The 16,886-nt window shown below is 73.2% G+C and carries 16 protein-coding genes; 8 read left to right on the top strand and 8 right to left on the bottom strand.

The features are described 5' to 3' along the window. The first annotated feature begins 489 nt into the window (after positions 1-489). The 3 genes from OHU74_RS11410 (at position 490) to OHU74_RS11400 (ending at position 2,753) form a co-directional block, all read left to right on the top strand. Positions 490-1,581 (top strand): helix-turn-helix domain-containing protein, encoded by a 1,092-nt coding sequence (locus OHU74_RS11410; protein WP_371615787.1) that lies wholly within the window; start codon positions 490-492, stop codon positions 1,579-1,581. 165 nt (positions 1,582-1,746) lie between these two features. After that, entirely contained in the window at positions 1,747-2,211 is a 465-nt protein-coding gene (locus OHU74_RS11405) for a group III truncated hemoglobin (RefSeq protein ID WP_371615786.1), read from the top strand. Positions 2,212-2,345: 134 nt separating this feature from the next. Beyond that, complete coding sequence (locus OHU74_RS11400) at positions 2,346-2,753, top strand: VOC family protein (protein ID WP_330296306.1); 408 nt, start codon at positions 2,346-2,348, stop codon at positions 2,751-2,753. 27 nt (positions 2,754-2,780) lie between these two features. Here the strand turns inward: OHU74_RS11400 and nirD are convergent, their stop codons facing one another. Genes nirD through OHU74_RS11385 form a run of 3 tightly spaced genes read right to left on the bottom strand, consistent with a single transcriptional unit; the run spans position 2,781 to position 7,071 of the window. After that, positions 2,781-3,116: a nitrite reductase small subunit NirD gene (nirD, locus tag OHU74_RS11395; protein WP_330296305.1), complete on the bottom strand. Its 336-nt coding sequence runs from the start codon at positions 3,114-3,116 to the stop codon at positions 2,781-2,783. Beyond that, a complete protein-coding gene (nirB, locus tag OHU74_RS11390; protein WP_371615785.1) occupies positions 3,113-5,656 on the bottom strand; it encodes a nitrite reductase large subunit NirB in 2,544 nt (847 codons plus the stop codon). The genes nirD and nirB overlap by 4 nt, the downstream gene beginning before the upstream one ends. A gap of 2 nt (positions 5,657-5,658) precedes the next feature. Further along, positions 5,659-7,071, bottom strand: coding sequence for an NAD(P)/FAD-dependent oxidoreductase (locus OHU74_RS11385; RefSeq protein ID WP_371615784.1), 1,413 nt, complete (start codon positions 7,069-7,071; stop codon positions 5,659-5,661). A 168-nt stretch (positions 7,072-7,239) separates the two neighbouring features. Here OHU74_RS11385 and OHU74_RS11380 point away from each other — a divergent pair, with 168 nt between their 5' ends. From OHU74_RS11380 to OHU74_RS11365, 4 genes are read left to right on the top strand one after another with little or no spacing between them, the layout of a single operon-like run. Further along, positions 7,240-8,535, top strand: a complete 1,296-nt coding sequence (locus OHU74_RS11380) for a ferric reductase-like transmembrane domain-containing protein (RefSeq protein WP_371615783.1) — start codon at positions 7,240-7,242, stop codon at positions 8,533-8,535. 53 nt (positions 8,536-8,588) lie between these two features. Next, the gene (locus tag OHU74_RS11375; RefSeq protein WP_371615782.1) at positions 8,589-8,891 is read left to right on the top strand and encodes a hypothetical protein; all 303 of its coding nucleotides are present in this window, start codon (positions 8,589-8,591) and stop codon (positions 8,889-8,891) included. Between the two features lie 37 nt (positions 8,892-8,928). Next, positions 8,929-9,705, top strand: a complete 777-nt coding sequence (locus tag OHU74_RS11370; protein WP_371615781.1) for a sulfite exporter TauE/SafE family protein — start codon at positions 8,929-8,931, stop codon at positions 9,703-9,705. Between the two features lie 22 nt (positions 9,706-9,727). Next, entirely contained in the window at positions 9,728-10,705 is a 978-nt protein-coding gene (locus OHU74_RS11365) for a class I SAM-dependent methyltransferase (RefSeq protein WP_371615780.1), read from the top strand. On the opposite strand, the gene OHU74_RS11360 is transcribed toward OHU74_RS11365, so the two are convergent. The 4 genes from OHU74_RS11360 to OHU74_RS11345 all read right to left on the bottom strand — a co-directional run bounded on the left by OHU74_RS11360 (position 10,706) and on the right by OHU74_RS11345 (position 14,168). Continuing rightward, complete coding sequence (locus OHU74_RS11360) at positions 10,706-11,326, bottom strand: class F sortase (RefSeq protein WP_371615779.1); 621 nt, start codon at positions 11,324-11,326, stop codon at positions 10,706-10,708. 123 nt (positions 11,327-11,449) lie between these two features. Then, positions 11,450-11,998 carry a hypothetical protein gene (locus OHU74_RS11355; RefSeq protein ID WP_371615778.1) on the bottom strand — a complete coding sequence of 183 codons (549 nt, stop codon included), beginning with the start codon at positions 11,996-11,998 and terminating at the stop codon, positions 11,450-11,452. 203 nt (positions 11,999-12,201) lie between these two features. Continuing rightward, positions 12,202-13,476 carry an ATP-binding protein gene (locus OHU74_RS11350; RefSeq protein ID WP_371615777.1) on the bottom strand — a complete coding sequence of 425 codons (1,275 nt, stop codon included), beginning with the start codon at positions 13,474-13,476 and terminating at the stop codon, positions 12,202-12,204. After that, entirely contained in the window at positions 13,473-14,168 is a 696-nt protein-coding gene (locus tag OHU74_RS11345) for a hypothetical protein (RefSeq protein WP_371615776.1), read from the bottom strand. The genes OHU74_RS11350 and OHU74_RS11345 overlap by 4 nt, the downstream gene beginning before the upstream one ends. Positions 14,169-14,342: 174 nt before the next feature. Between OHU74_RS11345 and OHU74_RS11340 the strand changes: the two genes are divergently transcribed. After that, positions 14,343-14,774, top strand: coding sequence for a gamma-glutamylcyclotransferase family protein (locus OHU74_RS11340; protein ID WP_371615775.1), 432 nt, complete (start codon positions 14,343-14,345; stop codon positions 14,772-14,774). 181 nt (positions 14,775-14,955) lie between these two features. Here the strand turns inward: OHU74_RS11340 and dnaG are convergent, their stop codons facing one another. Further along, positions 14,956-16,860, bottom strand: a complete 1,905-nt coding sequence (dnaG, locus tag OHU74_RS11335) for a DNA primase (RefSeq protein WP_371615774.1) — start codon at positions 16,858-16,860, stop codon at positions 14,956-14,958. Positions 16,861-16,886 lie beyond the last annotated feature (26 nt).

Below are 16,886 nucleotides of genomic sequence, written 5' to 3'. Positions count from 1 at the left end.
CCCCCTGGCCCCGTCGTGGGGCCCGCTTGGACTGCGCCTGCCCCCGGGTTCCCTGACACCCGGCGGCAGGCGCGCCTATTTCCCGGCTGTTCCCGGATGTTCGCCGCTGTTCCCGGCTCTTCCGGTCGATCCCGTCGTTCCGGGCCGTTCCGGGCGGGCCCGGCCGGGTCAATATTGGTTCAATGTTGTTCCATACGCCTTAACGGCACCAGGCGGTGGACGGATCCCCACCCGTCCACCGCCTGCCGCCTATCCGCCGGACACGTCGGCGCTTCCCGGTGCGACCGACCGCCAGGCCCCGCAAAGCCCCCCACGGCCTTCGCGGAGCGTTTCGGTCGCGCCGGAGTGTGCCCGGCGGAGTACAGGATTTCGGTTGTCACGCCCCCGCCGAAAGGGGTTTCAACTGTGGCTGAAAGGCCATGGTGACCACGTGTGACGGCGTGCATACTCATGGGGCGGGGGGATTGCGGTTGCACAGGTGGGGGTTCGGTGCTGCGTATCCATTTCACTGGAGTGGACCTCGCTCGCGTAAGGATGGCAGGTCGTCCCGATGCGTTGTGGGAAACGATTCTGAGTTTTCACCGTTTAAGAGACCGGCGAGATACCCGGCTCTTCGGTGAATGGCGCACGGAAACCCGGAGCAGGTTGAATGGTGAAACACGGCTGCTGGGTGCGCTGATACCCAGCCGGGGCTATTTCCCCGATTTCCTGACCCCGGTGGAGGGTCAGTACGGATGGGACGTGGGCCTCGACGCCCTGCGCGGGATCCGTCCCGAGCGGATGCGCCGGGAGCTCGCCATCCTCGGCCGGAGCGCGGGTGAGGGCTCCGGCATGGCAGCGGCCTTCGGTATGCCCGCGGATTCGGGTGCCCGAGCGGCTATGGGTGCCCGCGCGGCTACGGGCGCCGACGCCCCCGTCCCGCGGCGGCTGCGGGACTTCATGGAGGGTGCCACCGCGCACCTGCCCCGGCTCATGGGCGAACTGCGCGGCTACCACCGGGCCGCCGTGGAGCCCTACTGGACGCACATCCAGGCCCAGATCGAAGCCGAGCGGGCCGCCCGCGGCCGTGCGCTGCTCGACGGCGGAGCGGACGAGCTGCTCGCCTCGCTGCCGTCCATGCTGCGCTGGCGGGCTCCGGTCCTGGAGTGCGACTACCCCGTGGACCGTGACGTACGGCTACGGGGGCGCGGGCTGCTGCTCCAGCCGTCCTTCTTCTGCCGGCGCACGGCGGTGACCCTGCACGACCCGGAGCTGCCGCCGGTGCTGGTCTACCCGGCCGCGGCGCAGCTGGCTTCGGCCCAGCCGGGCGGGGAGGCGGCCCGTCCGGCGGAGGAGCAGCGCCGGTACCGCCAGCGCACCCTGGGCAAGCTCGTCGGGCACACCCGCTCGGTGGTCCTCGAGGCCATCGGCGACGGAGCCACCACGAGCGAGCTGGCCCGCCGTGCCGGGGTCTCGCTGGCCTCCGCGAGCCAGCACGCCGGGGTGATGCGGGAGGCCGGCCTGGTGACCACCCTGCGCCGGGGCAACGCCGTCCTGCACACGGTCACGCCGCTGGGGGCGGCGCTGCTCAAGGGGACGTGAGGGCCCGATAGGACATGTGCTCGAACACACGCTCCGGTTATCGAATTCATGTGCGTTGAATTCCGAGCTCCGGAGCGTGTTTTTCGGCGCTGTCTGGCCTGATGTGACCTATCGCGGGACTTTCTCCCCTGGGTGGGCTTCGCCTTGGGGGAGGATGGTGGAGCAATGAACCACTTCGCCGCCGACGCCGACATCTCCGGCCGCGCCGACCTCGACGTCGTGCTGCGCCGCTTCTACACGGCCGCCTTCGCCGACCCGGGGATCGGGCCGTTCTTCACCGAGCTCGCCGGCACCGACCTCGACGTGCACCTGCCCCGGATCACCGACTTCTGGGAGCGGGCCCTGTTCCGCAGCGCCGACTACCGGCGCAACGCCTTCGCCCCGCACGCCGCCCTGCACTCGGCCCGCGAGCTGACCGCCGAGGACTTCGGCCGCTGGGTGCAGCTGTGGCGCGCCACGATCGACGGACTGCACCGCGGTCCGAACGCGGAGCGCGCCAAGGCGATGGGCGAGCGGATCGCGCTGACCATGCACAAGCGGCTGAACGGCGCCGAGGCCCCACTGCAGAGCTCGGACGGGCTCGGCTTCATCCCGCTGGCCGCCCTGGAACTGGGGCTGGCAACCGCCTGACCCCTGCCTGACCCCGCCTGACCTGCGCTTTCAGGTCATCGGAAAAAAGTTCGCGGGGGAGCGATGAGTTTCCCGGGGCGCCCCGGTCTACCTCTCGAAAGCAACGGAAACGCACCGAGAGAAGAGAGACCGCGATGTCCTCCACCATGATCTTCGTCAACCTGCCGGTCAAGGACCTCGAGGCCACCAAGACCTTCTGGAGCAAGCTCGGCTACGGCTTCAACGCCCAGTTCACCGACGAGAACTGCGCCTCGATGCCCATCACCGAATCGATCGTGGCCATGTTCCTGACCGAGGCCCGGTACAAGGACTTCACCCACAAGGCCATCGCGGACGCGACCAAGACCTCCGAAGTGCTGCTGTGTCTGAGCGCCGAGAGCCGCACCGCGGTCGACGAGCTCGTCGACGGGGCCCTGGGGGCCGGGGCCACCGAGCCCCGCCCCGCCCAGGACCACGGCGTCATGTACGGCCGCGCCTTCGACGACCTCGACGGGCACACCTGGGAGATCATGTGGATGGACCCGTCGATGATCCAGGGCTGAGCCCCGGGCCGGGATCCGGCCCGGTCCTCAGGACGAGGTCGCGGCGGTCCGCACCGGGTACGTCCGGACCGCCACCTCCTCGTCGTCCAGGCAGCGCCCCGACTCCAGGTCGAAGCGCTGCTTGAGCAGCGGGGAGGCCACGAAGGCCCGGCCGGCCGCCGAGCCGACCAGCCCGCGCGAGAGCACGTACGCCCCGGTGAAGGGGTCCCGGTTGCCGATGGCGTACGGGCGCCCCTTGCGGTCGACGAACACCGCGGCCTGGCTCCCGTCGGGCAGCAGGGCCGCGACCCCGCGCCCGGGGACCAGGGAGGACAGCTCGCACACCGTCAGCCAGCCTTCGTCCACCTGCAGTTCGACGGTCATCGGGTGCCTCCTACGGGCTCCAGGGTGAGGATCGCCAGGTCGGGCTTGACCTGGTCGCGCTCGGGGACGAACTTCACGGTCGGGTCGGGGGCGCCGGGCGCGTTGACGAAGGACACGAACCGGCGCAGCCGCTCCGGGTCCTCCAGCGTCTCGGCCCACTCGTCGCGGTAGTGCGCCACGTGGTCCGCCATCAGCGACTCCAGCTCGGCGCAGAGCCCCAGCGAGTCGTGCACGACCACGTCCCGCAGGTGGTCCAGGCCGCCCTCCAGCCGGTCCAGCCAGGTGGAGGTGCGCTCCAGGCGGTCGGCGGTGCGGATGTAGAACATCAGGAACCGGTCGATGAGCCGGACCAGTTCGGCGTCCGAAAGGTCCTGGGCCAGCAGATCGGCGTGGCGCGGGGTGGCTCCGCCGTTGCCGCCGACGTAGAGGTTCCAGCCGCTGGCCGTCGCGATGACCCCGAAGTCCTTGCTCTGCGCCTCCGCGCACTCGCGGGCGCAGCCGGAGACCGCCGACTTCAGCTTGTGCGGGGCGCGCAGCCCCCGGTAGCGCAGCTCCAGGTCGATGGCCATGCGCACGGAGTCCTGGACCCCGTAGCGGCACCAGGTCTGGCCCACGCAGGACTTCACCGTCCGCAGGGCCTTCCCGTACGCGTGCCCGGATTCGAATCCGGCGTCGACGAGCCGGGCCCAGATGCGGGGGAGCTGGTCCACGCTGGCGCCGAAGAGGTCGATGCGCTGGCCGCCGGTGATCTTCGTGTAGAGGCCGAAGTCGCGGGCCACCTCGCCGATCACGATGAGCTTGTCCGGGGTGATCTCGCCGCCGGGGATGCGCGGGACGACCGAGTACGAGCCGTTGCGCTGCATGTTCGCGAGGAAGTGGTCGTTGGTGTCCTGGAGCGCGGCCTGCTCGCGGTCCAGGACGTAGCCGCTGGCGCCCAGGGTGGGGGCGAGCGAGGCGATGATCGAACCGAAGGCCGGCTTGCAGACCTCGCAGCCCTCGCCGCCGCGGGCGCCCTCGCGGCCGTGGCTGTCGAGGAGCTGCTCGTACGAGGTCACGCGCAGGGTCCGGACGATCTCGTAGAGCTCGGCGCGGGTGAAGGGGAAGCAGCCGCACAGCCCCTTGTCGGCGGCGGCCGGCAGCAGCTGGCCGATCACCTTGAGGCAACTGCCGCAGCCGGTGCCCGCCTTGGTGCACTTCTTCACCTCGGGCAGGGTGGTGTGCTCGGTGATGGCCTTCTTGGTGACGTTGTGGCAGGAGCAGATCACCGCGTGGTCGGGGAGCGAGGCCGGGCCGAGCGCCACCGGCGCCCCCACCCCGGCGGGCAGCACCAGCTGCTCGGGGGTGACGGGCGGCACGGAGCCGGTGAGCGGGCGCAGCAGCCCGTAGGAATCGGCGTCGCCGACCAGGACCCCGCCGAGCAGGACGCCTTCGGAGGAGACGACCACCTTCTTGTAGACCCCGGAGCGGGAGTCGGAGTAGACGACGTCGAGGCTGCCTTCGGTCGCGCCGTGCGCGTCGCCGAAGGAGGCCACGTCCACGCCGAGCAGCTTGAGCTTGGTGGAGAGGTCGGCCCCGGTGAACTCCTTCTCCCGGCCCAGCAGGTCCTCGGCGGCCGTCTCGGCCATCTCGTAGCCGGGGGCGACCAGTCCGTAGACGCGGCCGTCGGCGGCCAGCGCGCACTCGCCGATGGCATAGATCTGCGGGTCGGAGGTGCGGCAGTGGGCGTCGACCGCGATGCCACCGCGCTCGCCGACGGTCAGGCCCGAGTCGCGGGCGAGCTGGTCGCGGGGGCGGACGCCCGCGGAGAAGACGACCAGATCGGCGGGGACCGTGGAACCGTCGGACAGCTTCATGCCGCTGACCGAACCGTCCTCGCCCGTCACCACCTCCTGGGTGCCGACGCCCGTATGGACGGTGAGCCCCATGTTCTCGATGGTGCGCAGCAGCGCCGCGCCGCCGCCCTCGTCGACCTGTACGGGCATCAGCCGGGGCGCGAACTCCACGACGCGGGTGGCCAGTCCGAGCCCCTTGAGCGCGCCCGCGGCCTCCAGCCCGAGCAGCCCGCCGCCGACCACGGCGCCGGTGGTCCGGGTCTTGGCATACTCCTCGATCGCGAGGAGGTCCTCGATGGTGCGGTAGACGAAACAGCCCGGGGCGTCCTTGCCGGGGACGGGCGGCACGAAGGGGTAACTGCCGGTCGCGAGCACGAGCACGTCGTACGGGAACACCCGCCCCGACCGGGAGGTGACGGTACGGGCCTCCCGGTCGACGGTCTCGGCGGGGTCGTCGAGGTGCAGGGTGATCCCGTGCTCCGCCATGAACCCGGCCGGGGTCATCGACAGGTCCTCCGGGGTGCTGCCGGAGAAGTACGAGGTCAGGTGCACCCGGTCGTAGGCGGGCCGGGGCTCCTCGCAGAGCACGGTGATCCGGTGCGTGGCGGTGGCGCCCCGCTCGGCGAGTGCCTCCAGGTAGCGCTGGCCGACCATGCCGTGGCCGATGAGCACGATGGCGGGGGTGGGCGTGGGCGTGGCTGCGGCCATGATCAGGAGCCTCCGTCGTCGGTGAGCAGGTGGAACAGGTCGGTCGGGCCGTGCTCGTCGGTGAGAGCGGCGCTCTCCTCCCAGCTGCGGGCGAGGGCCCCCACGCTGGAGAGTTCGCCGAGCAGGACCCCGCCGACGAGGCGGTCGCCGCGGACGACGACCTTGCGGTAGGTGCGGCGGGTGGCGTCGGTGAGCCGGACCACGTCGTCGCCGGGGAGCGGGGTGGTCTCGCCGAAGGCGGCGAGGTCGAGCGGGTGGTCGCCGCCGGCGGTGAGGGTGAGGCGGGTCAGGGCCCGGGTCCCGGTGTAGGGGGTGCCTGCGCCGGTCTCCCGGGTGGTTTCGATGCCCCGGCCGGTGCCGAGGAGTACTCCCGCGAGGGCGTCGGCCTGGTCCAGGGCGGGGCCGGCCAGGCCGTAGACCCGGCCCGCGTGCTCGGCGCAGTCGCCGATGGCGTGGATGCGGGGGTCGCTGGTGCGGAGCTCGTCGTCGACGAGGATGCCCTTGCTGACCGCGAGGCCGGCGGCTTGGGCCAGGCCCGTGCGGGGGCGGACGCCGCAGGCGAGGACGACGAGGTCGGCGTCCAGGCGGTAGCCGTCGGCGAGTTCGACCCCGGTGACCCTGCGCGGCGTTCCGGGCTCTGCCCGGACCCGCGCCTCAAACGCCGGCGGGGCTGGATTTTGGCTGATGCCGCCGGCAAGGTGCGGCTGGAAAATTTCAGCCCCGCCGGCGATTGAGGCGCGGGGTCCGGGGCGGAGCCCCGGGAGCGGAGCTGCGGTGGTGGTCGACAGCCCGCGCACCCGGCATTCCGTGTGGATCTCCACGCCCAGGCCGGCCAGGTGCAGCCGCAGCAGCGCCGAGGCTTCCGCGTCGAGTTGGCGCTCCATCAGGCGTTCGCCCTGCTGAGCCAGGACCACCTGGGCGCCGCGCTCGGCCAGGGCGCGGGCCGCCGAGACGCCGAGGAGGCCGCCGCCGATCACCACCGCGCGCACGCCGGGACGTACGGCCCCGGACAGGGCCAGGCAGTCGTCCATGGTGCGGAACGCGTGGACCCCCTGGGGGAGTTCCCGCCCTTCCGGTTCGAACAGGCCGCGCAGGGCGGGGAGCACCGGGTTGGAGCCCGTGGCCAGGACCAGGGTGGAGTACGGCTCGACCGTTCCGTCGTCGCAGTGCACCACCTGTTCCGCCCGGTCGATCCGGACCGCCCGGACCCCCCGGCGCAGCGCCGGGCCGGGGGACGGGAGCGTGATCACCTCCGGCGCGTACCGGCCCGCCAGGACCTCCGCGAGCAGCACCCGGTTGTAGGGGGAGTGGGCCTCCTCGCCGAGGACGGTCACTCCCGCGCCGAGCCGGGCCGCGACCCGCAGGCCCGCGAGCCCACCGCCGATCACCACCACACGCTGCTGTTCCGAGGTCATGACACGAGCGTGCGCGGCCGCTGTTTCCCCGCCGCATCGCGGTTGTTACCCGCACGGAACGCCGACCTCAGCGTCCGGGTTAAGGGTCCGTGAGGCGTTCCTCAAGGCCGCCTTAAGGATCACCGGGAGGGCCGGAGAGCCGCCCGGAGCGCCCTTAGCGTGGCCCGTATGCGAGATGCGGCGGTACGGGTCAAGGGCGGGATGCTCGGTGGGGCGGGGGTCGTGACCCTGCTGTGGGCCGCCCAGGTGCAGCCCTCGGCCCGGCTCGACGCCCTCTTCGCGACCGCCGCCCACCTGTCCGGCCTGCTCGCCGGGTACGGGGTCCTCGTGCTGCTGTTCCTGATGGCCCGGGTCCCCGCCGTCGAGCACGGCGTCGGCGCCGACCGGCTCGCCCGCTGGCACGCCCTGGGCGGCCGCCACGTCCTCCTGCTCTGCTTCGGGCACGGGCTCCTCGCCCTGTGCGGGTACACCGTCCACGAGGGGATCGACGTCCTCTCCGCCGTCCGGGGCCTGCTCGGCTACCCGGCCCTGGCCGCCGCGGCCGCCGGCACCGTCCTGCTGGCCGCCGTCGGCATCACCTCCGCCCGATCCGTACGCCGCCGGGTCCCGCACGAAACCTGGCGCGGGGTGCACCTGCTGGTCTACCTCGCCGCCGCCCTGGCCTTCGGGCACCAGCTCGCCGGGCCCGACCTGGCCCTCGCCGCCTGGTTCTGGGCCCTGGCGCACGCCGTCGTCGCCGTCCTGCTCGTCTGGTACCGCGCCGTGGTCCCCGTACGCCAGGCCCTGCGGCACGCGCTGCGCGTCGCCGAGGTCCGCGCCGAGGGGCCGGGGGTGGTCTCCGTCGTCGTCTACGGGGAGCACCTCGCGGAACTGCGCGCCGAGCCGGGGCAGTTCCTGCGCTGGCGGTTCCTCCAGCGGCGGCTGTGGCACACCGCGCTGCCGTTCTCGCTGTCGGCGCCGGTCCGCGGGGACACCCTGCGCATCACCGTGAAGGCCCTCGGCGGCCACTCCCGCCGGATCCGCCGGCTGCGCCCCGGCACCCGGGTCATCGCCACCGGCCCCTTCGGGGCGCTCACCGCCGCCCGGCGGACCCGGACCAAGGTGCTGCTGATCGCCGGCGGCGTCGGGATCACCCCGATGCGGGCCCTGTTCGAGACGCTGCCCGGCGGGCCCGGGGACATCACCCTGCTCTACCGGGCCGGGGCCGAGGAGCAACTGGTCCTGCGCTCCGAGCTGGAGGCCATCGCCGCCGAACGGCGGGCCGGGCTGCACTACCTGCTCGGGCGTTCGGACGAGGCCTACGATCCGCTGGCTCCGCGGGCGCTGCTCGGGCTGGTCCCGGACCTGGCGGAGCACGACGTGTACCTGTGCGGGCCGCCGGGGATGGCGGACGCCACCCAGTCGGCGCTGCTGCGGGCCGGGGTGCCGGCCGGCCGCATCCACTCGGAGTGCTTCGGCTTCTGAGCTGCCTGATCCCGATCCTGACTCCGCTCCCGCTCCCGAGAGGCCGTTGCATCATGCGTCACCCGCTCCACGTCGCCCTGTCCGTGTCCGTACCGGCGGTGTCCGTACCGGTCGGGCCCGGCCCGGCCGTCGCGGCGGTCGCCCGGCACCGCAGGCCGCGTACCTCCCCGGCGCACATGGCGCGGGCCGCGCTGGCCTGCGTACCGCCCGCGCGGCGGCTGGCGGCCGGGCTCGGGCTGGCCAGCGTGCTGGCCGCGAGCGTGCTGACGGTGGTGGTGGACCCGGCGGCTCCGGCGGCCCCCGACCGGGTGCCTTCCAGTGGAACCTCAACCTTTGCGCAAGTTTCCCGGGATTGATGGCTGTTACAGCCAACGGCTCCGTAGGGTCGGGGCCGTGCCTGACATATCGACAACCATGATCATCATCTTGTGCGTGGCCGCCGCGGCGGCCGGCTGGATCGACGCCGTCGTGGGCGGCGGCGGCCTGCTGCTCCTGCCCGCCCTGCTGCTCGGTCTGCCGAACGCCCACCCCGCCACCGTCCTCGGCACCAACAAGGCCGTGGCCATCGTCGGCACCTCGGGCGCGGCCGTCACCTACCTGCGCAAGACCACGGTGGACGTGAAACTGGCCGTCCGCATCGGACTGGCCGCCCTCATCGGCTCGATGGGCGGAGCCGCCCTGGCCGGCGGGATCAGCAAGGACGCGATGCGCCCGCTGATCATGGCCGTCCTGGTGGTGGTCGCGGGCTTCGTCATCTTCCGCCCCGCCTTCGGCACCGCGCCCGGAGCCACCCCCGTCAGCCGCCAACGCGTGCTGCTGGCCATCGCCCTGGCCGGTCTGGGCATCGGCTTCTACGACGGCCTCATCGGCCCCGGCACCGGCACCTTCCTCGTCCTGGCCCTGACCGCCCTGCTCCACCTCGACCTGGTCACCGCCTCCGCCACCGCGAAGATCGTCAACGTGTGCACCAACGCCGGGGCGCTCGCGATGTTCGCCTACCAGGGCATGGTGCTGTGGCAGCTGGCCGCCCTGATGGCCGCCTTCAACCTCGCCGGCGGCATGATCGGCGCCCGGATGGCGCTGAAGAAGGGGAGCGGGTTCGTCCGCGGGGTCCTCCTGACGGTGGTCGGTGCCCTGGTCGTCAAGCTGGGCCTCGAACAATGGGGCTGACCTGGGGCGTAAGGTTCGGGACGTGCCCCGTCTCGAAATATCAGACCTGATCACCGTCACCGACCCGCACAGTCTGGCCCGGTTGCCCGTACGCCGCGGCGACGTGGTCCGCAGGCTCGCGGACAGCGGTGACCGGCGCGGGGCGCGTATCGCCGCGCAACTGCCGGCCGGCCCCGACGACGTACTCGATCCGCTCGCCGTCGACCGCCTGATGATCGGTGCACACACCGGGATGCAGCGGCTCAGCGAGGAACTGCGCCTCGACGAAGGACTGGCGCGGATCCTCGGCCCGGTCTTCGAAACCGTCCGCGAGCTCACCGGGCGCCGCGGCCGCTTCCGCCTCGTCGACATCGGCTGCGGGCTCGGCCACCTCGTCCGCCGGCTCGCCGCCACCGGCGCCCTGGGACCCGGCGTGGAACTCATCGGGGTCGACCTCGACGCCGCGCTGGTCGCCGAGGCCGACCGGCTGGCCCGCTCCGAGGGGCTCGACTGCCGGTTCGTCCACGGCAACGCCTTCGACCTCCCGGAGGTGGCCACCGTCTACGTCTCCACCGGAATGCTGCGCCGGTTCCGCGGCCCCGACCTCGCGGAGTTCTTCCGGGCCCAGGCCGACTCGCCAGCCCTCGCCTTCTGCCACTACGACATCGCCGCCACCCGGCTGGCACCCGTCGGAGCCTGGATCCACCACCGCGCCCGCACGCGCGATCCGCTCGCCCGCCACGACGGGTTCGCCGCCGCCCTGCGCGCCCACTCCGACGAAACCCTGCTGCGCGCCGCGAACGTCCCGGGCATCCGGCCCCTGGTCTACGGACCCCCGCGGCCGGCCCGTCCCTTCCGTACCGCCATGCGCCCGGTCATCGGCATCCGGCCGGAGCTGGAGGCCCCGCTGCGCGAGGCCCTCGGACGGTCCTCCGGGCGGCTGGTGGGCGCGGAGCGCCTCGGCGCGGGCGGCCCGTGGCCGAGCAGGGACGGAGCGGAGTCCGGCGCCGGCGCTGGTTAGTCAGTAGGTGCCCGTGAGGTGGGCGAAGACGACCACGTTGCCCTGGTAGCCGGTGCGCGGGGAGAAGCCGCCGCCGCAAGTGATGACGCGGAGCTCGGCGCGCGGCGAAGGCCCGTAGACGCGCGCGTCGGGAAAGGCCTTGGCGTCGTAGACCTCCACCGCGTGGACGGTGAACACGGCCGTACGCCCGTCAGCGCGGGCCACCTCGATCAGGGCCCCGCGGCGCAGCGCGCCGAGGTGGTAGAAGACCGCCGGGCCGGTGGCGTCGTCCACGTGTCCCGCGACGACCGCGGTGCCCGTGGCGCCCGGGGTGGTCCCGTCGCGGTACCAGCCGGCCAGGTCCCGGCGGGCGGGCGGCGGCACTTCGAGGCTGCCGTCGGACTGCAGGCCGAGCCCCATGAGCGGGGCGTCCACCCGGATGGACGGGATCCGGATCCGGGTGGGCGGGGATCCGGGGAGCGCGGAGATGGACCCCGGGTACTGCGCCTGGGCGCTCAGCGCCTCGCCGGGGGAGGGCAGCGGGGGCCGGACCTGCTCGCCGGAGCCGCTGCCGACGAGCCAGGCGCCGATGCAGGCGGCGAGCGCGACGAGCCCGCCGCGGCGGGCTCGGCCTGTTTCCATGCGGGCCCCTAGGTCGCGTTGGTGAGTGTCCGTCGCCCGGCCCCGCGAACGGGGGGACCTCGCGGGGCGGGCGACGGGGGGCGGTACCGGTCGGACCGCGGCCGGGGCCGCGGTGGGCGTCCGTCAGCTCTGCGTGCCGCTCGCCCGGCGACGCAGGAGCCAGATACCGCCGACGGCGGTGGCGGCCAGCACTGCCACTCCCGCCGTGATCTTGGCGGGGTCGGCGGTGGTGGTCGTGCCACCGCCCACCCCGGTACGGACGTGGCCCTGCGGGCCGCGGTCGTGTTCGGTGACGATCAGGTCGCCGGTGGCGAACTTGCCGTTCGCGCAGGTGGCGCCGATGCCGTAGGTGCCCGGGTGGACGGAGTGGCCGACCTGGAACTGCCCCACGACCACCTCCTTGTGGGTCCCCGGAACCAGCTTGAAGCGGCCGCCGCCGACGGTGGAGGCATCGCCCTCGGCGTGGCTGTCGGGGCCACAGGCACGGGTGTTCACCGTGACGGTGGTGCCGGGGGAGGCGGACTTGGGCCACACCTCCAGGGGGGCGAAGTCCCCGGGCGCGAAGGCCGCCATCCCCAGGTCCGCGGCGGCGACCGCGCCCGCCACCGGTCCGGCGAACGCGAGAGCGGTCAGCGCGGTGGCGGTGAGCACGTGGGCGGTGCGTCGGCGCATGGTGGGTCTCCTGGGGACACGGGGTCGTGTTCCCGAGGTAACCGGCGGTGGCGACCGGGCGCCTGCTGATGTCCTGTCAGATTTGCCGCGGGCGCTCATCCGCGGAGCTGTTTGTGCAGCTCAAAGGCGGCGAGGCGGCCATCCGTGTACCCCCACCCCGTCCGGGTGACCGCGCCCTGCCCGGGGTGCCCCCGGGCGGATCCCTACGCCGGGGGCAGGGTGATCGTGGCCGAGGCGCCCGTGGGGCTGGCGTTCGCGAGGGTGACCCGGGCTCCGATGACCTGGGCCTGGCCCAGGGCGATGGTCAGGCCGAGCCCCGTGCCCTGGCCGCGTTCGGCCGCGCCCGTCTGGAACCGCTGGGGCCCGTCGCGCAGCAGGTGCTCGGGGAAGCCCGGACCCCGGTCGAGGACCGTCACCGCGTTCCCCGTCACCGTCACGGTGATCGCGGCCCCGCCGTGCCGGTGGGCATTGACCAGCAGGTTCGTCAGGATGCGCTCCAGCCGCCGCACGTCCGTGCGCACCTGGCTCCCGCCGTCCGCGCCCCGCACCCGCGCCGCCACCCCCGAACGCCGGGTGATCGACTCCACCAGCGGCCCCAGCGGGTGGACGTCCAGCTGGGCCTCCTCCCGGTCCGCGTCCAGCCGGGCCACCTCCAGGAGGTCCTCCGTCAGCGTGCGCAGCGCCGCGACCCGGTCGCGCACCAGCTCCGTGGGCCGGCCCGGAGGCAGCAGTTCGGCGGCCGTGTGCAGTCCGGTCAGGGGGGTCCGCAGCTCGTGCGCCACGTCCGCGGTGAACCGCTGCTCGGCCACCAGCCGCCGCTGCAGGCTCGCGGCCATCGTGTCCACGGCCGAGGACAGCTCCGCCACTTCGTTGCGGGTCCCGGGCACCCCCGAAGGTCCGATCCGGGCGTCCAGTTCGCCGGCGCTGATCCGCCGGGCCGTCTCGGCCGCCGACCGCAGGTCCTTGCTGAGCCGGCTCGCGAGCAGCGATCCGCCGAACGCCGCGAGGGTGACGACCGCCGCTCCGGACACCGCCAACTGCTGGTCGAGATCGAGCAGTTCCTGCTGGTCCGAGACCAGTGACTGCCGTACGGAGAGCACTTGGTCGCCGCCGACCGGCCGGGCGGCCCAGACCGCCGGGCGGGGTCCGTCCAGGTCGAGGTAGGTGGTGCGCTCCCCGGCCAGGGCAGCCCGGCGCAGCGGCTCGGGGAGGGCGGGGCAGTCGATCCGGGCATCGGCCTCGCCCACCTTGTCGAAGTCCAGCTGGCCCGTGAGCTCGTAGACCTGCCGTACGCGCACCAGTTGCGCGGTGGCGCTCTGCCGGGCGGCCTCGGCGACCTGGCGGACCCGGGCCTCGTGGATCAGGATGCCGATGGTGAGGGCGACGAGCGAACAGCCGGCGGCGAGCAGCACGGAGATCTTCCAGCGCAGGCCGAGGGCGCGCACGAGCTGGCGGCAGCGCAGCAGGGCGGGCCTCACCGGGGACCACTGCCCTTCCCGGAGGTCGGCGCCGGCTGCGCCGGGCACTCCCCGGGACCGGCGATGGCGTTGCCGAAGTGCTTCTCGTCGCTGACCACGACCATCCGCACCCCGTCCCAGTGGTAGCGGACGGTGTGCGCGGATCCGTCGTCGTCGGCGGTGCGGACCAGCAGGTCGGTGCCCACGGTCTCGGGGCTCAGCCGGCGCCCGCTGGTGTGCAGGATCGGCAGGAGCTTCCCGCCGGCCGCGGTGTAGACGGCGAGGATCGAGCGGCCGGTCTCGGTGTCCGCGGCGACGATCAGCTCGGGCTTCCCGTCACCGGTCACGTCCTTGTACCGGGGCGGTCGCAGCCCGGGGCGGCCCGGGGAGGGGATCTCCTTCTTGGTGGCGAAGGACTTCATCTGCCGGTCCGCGTACAGGACCTCCCGTACGTCGACCTTCTCGATCCCCTCGGGCCCCACTGCGGGCGCCCCGTCGAGCGGCGTCGGCGGTGGCGCCTGGCTGGACACCGCCGCGCCGCCCGCCTTCGGGGATTCCTCGGTCCACACCGGCCACAGCGGCTTCGCCCGCGGCTGGGCCGAGACCGCCGGCGCGGGCTCGCCCCGCCCGAGGCCGCCGGGCGCGGCGCAGCCGCCGAGGCCGACGCAGAGCAGGGCGGCGGCCAGGAGGCTGCGGCGGGTCAGTCGAGACATGGGGGGGCCAGAACCGTGAGGTGGTGGGGAGGGAGGAGACTGACGGTGGACGGCGTCGGGGACTGTCAGTGTGAGTCGAGGGAGGGCTGTATGGCATCGGTCGATCGGCCGGAGGGCCGGGGCGAAAGTACGAGATCGGCACCGGCAACGGCACCCGTGCCCATCCCCTTGCCCATGCGCGGAACGGAACCGGAGGAGCTCCCGTTCTTCGTCTACGGGACCCTTCGGCCGGGCGAGGTCAACCACCACCTCTTCCTGCGCGGCCGCACCGCCGCCGAGGAGCCCGCCCGCCTCCCGGACGCGGCACTGTACGAGGGCCCCGGCTACCCGTACGCCGTCGACCGCCCCGGCTCCGCCATAGCCGGGGAGCTGATCACCCCGGCCCCGGGGGCGTACGGGGAACTCCTGGCCGCGCTGGACCTGCTGGAGGAGTACGAGGGCCCGGGGAGCCCCGGCAACATCTACGACCGCTCCGCCCGCCAGGCCCTGCGCCCCGACGGCACCGCGGTCCGCGCCTGGGTCTACCTGGCGGCCCCGCCCCTGGCCCGCCGGCTGGCGGACTCCGGTACGGAGATCCCCGGCGGCGACTGGCTGCGCCGAGGCTAGGCCGTCTCTTCCGGATCTTGCCGGGCCCACGCCGCCCGGCACCGCACCTCGCCGCGCTGCCGGGCCACCCGAGTACGTCCAGTACGCGGGAGACCCGGCAGCACGGCGAGGCACGGCACCGGACGACGCGGGCTCGACCGGCAAGATCCGAAAGAGACGGCCTAGGCCGCCACCATGCGGCTTACAGGCCTTCCGCGCCCCGGTTGCGCAGCCGCTGGCCGTACTGCTGGAGGACCCACAGCTCCTCCTGGACCGCCGCCAGCTGTTCCGGCGAGCCCTGGTGGCCGAGGCGGGCCATCGTGCCCTGGATCTCGTGCACCCGGCGGTCGACGGCGCGCAGCCGGACCTGGACCAGCTGGACCCCGGCGTAGATCTCGTCGACGGTCTTGGCGTGGATGGCTTCGACGACGAGCTCGGTGACGAGCGCGCGGACGGTGTCGTTCGGGGCGGCTTCCCGGACCCGGGTCAGATAGTCCTCGGTGCCCAGGGAGGCTCCGCCGGCGTCCAGGATGGCCTGGCGGACGGCCGCGTAGGGCGGCGCGGTGAATTCGTCCATCCCGTACGCGTCGAAGGCGGGGGAGACCAGGGCCGGGCGCTGGAGCGCCAGTTTGAGCAGCTCGCGCTCGGTGATGTGGGCCGGGCTGCGCAGGTTCAGCGCGGGGCCCGCGGGGGCGGCGGCCGGCGCGGCGATGTCCTCGTACGCGTGGCCGGAGCGGCCACGGCGCTGCTGCTGGGGCTGGTTGCCGCGCTCCCGGGCCCAGCGGTCGAGCTGGGCGATCCGCTTGACCACGAACTGCTCGTCGCGCATGCCCAGCATGCCCGCCAGCTGGACCGCCGACTCGTGCTGGATCCCGACGTTCTTGATCTTCTTGATGATCGGGGCGGCCTCGTCCAGGGCGGCCGAGCGCCCTGCCGGGTTCTCCAGGTTGTGCCGGGCCACGATGTGCTTGAGTGCGAACTCGAACAGCGGGGTCCGGGCCTCGACCAGCGCGGCCACGGCCGCGTCGCCCTGTGCCAGGCGCAGGTCGCAGGGGTCCATGCCGCCCGGGGCGATGGTGATGGAGGTCTCGGCGGCGAACTTCTGGTCGTCCTCGAAGGCGCGCAGCGCGGCCTTCTGCCCGGCCGCGTCCCCGTCGAAGGTGAAGATCACCTCGGCGGTCGCGTTGTCCATCAGCAGGCGGCGCAGGATCTTGATGTGGTCCCCGCCGAAGGCGGTGCCGCAGGTGGCGATCGCGGTGGTGACCCCGGCCATGTGGCAGGCCATCACGTCGGTGTAGCCCTCGACCACGACGGCCCGGGAGGTCTTCGCGATCTCCTTCTTGGCCAGGTCGATGCCGTAGAGCACCTGGGACTTCTTGTAGATCGAGGTCTCGGGGGTGTTCAGGTACTTGGGGCCGTTGTCGTCGTCGCGCAGCTTGCGCGCGCCGAAGCCGACCACCTCGCCGCTGATGTCGCGGATGGGCCACATCAGGCGGCCGCGGAAGCGGTCGATGGGCTTTCCGCTGCGGCTGTCCTGGGCCAGGCCCGAGGTGATCAGTTCCTTGTCGCTGAAGCCCTTGCCGCGCAGGAAGCGGGTCAGGTGGTCCCAGCCGGCCGGGCTGTAGCCCACGCTGAAGTGCGCGGCCGCGGCCTGGTCGAAGCCGCGCTCGGCCAGGAACTTGCGGCCGATCTCCGCTTCGGCGCTGCCCAGCTGCTCCGTGTAGAAGAGGGCGGCGGCCTTGTGCGCCTCGACGAGCCGGATGCGCTCCCCGCGGCCGCTGGAGCCGGCGGTGTAGCCGCCCTCTTCGTACCGCAGGGTGATGCCGGCCAGGCCGGCCAGGCGCTCGACCGCCTCCGAGAAGGAGAGGTGGTCGATCTTCATGACGAAGTCGAGGGTGTCCCCGCCCGCCTGGCAGCCGAAGCAGTGGTAGAAGCCCTTGCTGGGGCTGACCTGGAAGGACGGGGACTTCTCGTCGTGGAACGGGCAGAGGCCCTTGAGGTTGCCGCCGCCGGCGTTGCGCAGCTGGAGGTACTCCGAGACCACGGCGTCGATAGGGACCGCGTCCCGTACCGCCTTCACGTCGTCGTCGTTGATCCGTCCTGCCACGCGGGCAAGTCTACGGCCGGGGGCCG

Source organism: Streptomyces sp. NBC_00454 (genome assembly GCF_041434015.1).
Lineage (GTDB): Bacteria > Actinomycetota > Actinomycetes > Streptomycetales > Streptomycetaceae > Streptomyces.
Note: the sequence above shows the minus strand (reverse complement) of the source record. Positions and strands in the feature narration are given on the sequence as shown.